The sequence below is a fragment of the Leptolyngbya sp. FACHB-36 genome, assembly GCF_014695955.1.
Classification (GTDB): domain Bacteria; phylum Cyanobacteriota; class Cyanobacteriia; order Leptolyngbyales; family Leptolyngbyaceae; genus FACHB-36.
Genome location: NZ_JACJPG010000083.1, coordinates 1 through 2,215 on the forward strand (window position 1 = coordinate 1; position 2,215 = coordinate 2,215).

The window sequence follows — 2,215 nt, forward strand, 5'->3', positions numbered from 1 at the left end:
AAATGCTGTCACTTGAGCATCAGCAGCGATACGGCGACGTGGCTCGATCACTAGAGGTTTCTCCGAGCATCCGCCGGATTAAAAAGCTACTGGTGTTTGTTTGCCAACAGCGTTGGGAAAGTGATCCGACCACGCTTGCTAGCCTGCATCTGGAAACGCTGCTTTACGAAGTTCATCAGCTTGCCGCCACCACTGAACAGCTTGAGGCAGCGTTGAGCCGTGTGGTAAAGACGCTGAACAAGCAAGACGAATATGTGCCGATCGCGCAAACGATCGTCCAGACACTCCGTCCGCTGTATGAGGAGCCATCGACGCCCAGTCCCTCGCAGCACGCCAACCTTGAACCTGTAACGTCTGAACCTTCAGTTAGTGAGCCTGCACCTGGCAGCTTGAATCTGTTTGACGTCCGGCTCGGCATTATGAAGTACGCGAACCCGATTCGCGCCAAAATTCTGGTGTTTTCGGCGCTGCACGAACCGTTCGGCTTTACCAGACAGGACTGGCTAAACCTGAAGATGCATGAATTCGATGGCTTACTGCGGCAGTTGCTCCAAGTTTGTAAAACGTACACGGACCTAGAAGCACTAGTTTACAGGACTGCTCGGCAATTGAAGGACGCTGAGGAAACGATGGAAACGGCGGAGGTGGTAATTCGGTGTTTGCGATCGCTATACGTTCACGGCAGTCCGGCAGCGATCTTGGCGTTGTCTGATCCAACTAGCTTGAACCTAGATGAATTTGAGCAAGCGACCCAGGAGCTAGCCGATGAGAGTGAAATCGAGCGCACCTGTCAACTGCTGCTGACGGCTTCGGAGGTGCCGACTACGTTTGAGCTGTCTTGCTTGTCCTCGTTGCAAGGGTCCCCTGATGCAGATTCCTCTGCTACCACAGAAGACCAGACCCGACTTGAGCTAGCAGAGATTGAAGCCATGCTTGAACTCGAAGCTACGGGAAGTCCCGAAGACGTAACCCAATTCGAGCGATCGATCACAGACGGAGATGTGAACCATGCACATTCATGAGTTGTTGCAGCGCTACGAGGCTGGCGAAACCGATTTTCGCGGTGAGAATCTGAGCGGCGCAGATCTAAGCGGCAGCGACTTGATTGGCGTGGATTTATCCGGTACCGACTTAGCGGGTGCAAACTTAACGTTCGCATACCTGAACCGCGCCAACCTCAGCAAAGCGAACTTGATTGGCACCAAGCTGAGCGGAGCCAACTTAAGTCAGGCAGACTTACTGAGCGCAAATCTGCGGGATGCGGATCTGCATGGAGCAATTCTCTACAGCGCTGATTTGCGTGGGTCCGATCTCACCCTGGCGCTGCTACTGGATGCCAACTTGATTAGCGCAGACTTGCGGAGCGTGAAACTAGCAGGAGCAAATCTGCGCGGGGCATGTCTGCGTGGGGCAAATCTGCGCTACGAAAAACGCTGCTATGAAGGAGCCGATCTGCGTGGAGCCGATCTGCGTGGAGCCGATTTGCGTGGGGCGAACCTGAATGGAGCCGACCTCAGCAAAGCCGACTTGACGGGAGCGACGCTCAGCGAGGCTAGCCTGCGGGAGGCAACCTTAGTTGGAGCAGTTCTGACTGCCGCAAATTTGAAGGGAACGTTTCTCACCGATGCGAACTTGACTGAGGCGAAGCTGATGCAGGCGGTACTGGTAGATGCCAAGCTAGAGCGAGCAACTCTGTCAGAAGCCGATCTCAGCCGCGCCAATTTGAGCGGGGCAAACCTAACCGCCGCAATTCTCAGCAAGAGCAAGCTAACTCAGGCGTTCATGCGTCGATCGCGCTTAAATCGCGCTGATTTAAGTCGGGCAGACCTGCGTAACGCAAACTTGACTGAGGCAACGCTGATTGATGCCTACCTCGGTCGGGCAGATCTGCGCGACGCGATCTTAGTCGAGGCGAACTTAGTCAAGGCAGAACTAAGCAGCGCTAATTTGACCGGGGCAAAGCTGAACGGAGCCACGATGCCGGATGGCTCCGTTCAGGAGTAGGTTTAGTCCTGCCTCACTCACCCGTAATGGACAACTCTTCCACCCAAATTCGCGGGCAGACGCCACCGGGCGTAATGTGCGCCTCTGGCTCTACGTAGATGATCGATTTCAACATCTCCAGAAAATCGCCCGCCACTGTTGCGGACTCGATGCTGACGCGATCGCCCTTGTTCATTAGCCACCCGTCAAACGGCAGCGAGAACGAGCCTTG

General features: G+C 54.9%; 2 protein-coding genes and 1 pseudogene. 2 read left to right on the forward strand and 1 reads right to left on the reverse strand.

Annotated elements, in window-relative coordinates:
* Both H6F43_RS01180 and H6F43_RS01185 read left to right on the forward strand, forming a co-directional pair.
* Positions 1-1,022, forward strand: a pseudogene (locus H6F43_RS01180) (hypothetical protein); the annotation flags it as partial.
* Positions 1,009-2,004 carry a pentapeptide repeat-containing protein gene (locus H6F43_RS01185; RefSeq protein WP_190340198.1) on the forward strand — a complete coding sequence of 332 codons (996 nt, stop codon included), beginning with the start codon at positions 1,009-1,011 and terminating at the stop codon, positions 2,002-2,004. The pseudogene H6F43_RS01180 and the gene H6F43_RS01185, both read left to right, overlap by 14 nt.
* A gap of 13 nt (positions 2,005-2,017) precedes the next feature.
* On the opposite strand, the gene H6F43_RS01190 is transcribed toward H6F43_RS01185, so the two are convergent.
* Positions 2,018-2,215, reverse strand: a 198-nt coding sequence (locus H6F43_RS01190) for a metallopeptidase TldD-related protein (protein WP_242025226.1), incomplete at its 5' end; no start/stop codon positions are given.

Coding starts and splice junctions, on each gene's coding strand:
- H6F43_RS01185 (WP_190340198.1), top strand. CDS start 1,009: ATGCACATTCATGAGTTGTTGCAGCGCTACGAGGCTGGCGAAACCGAT.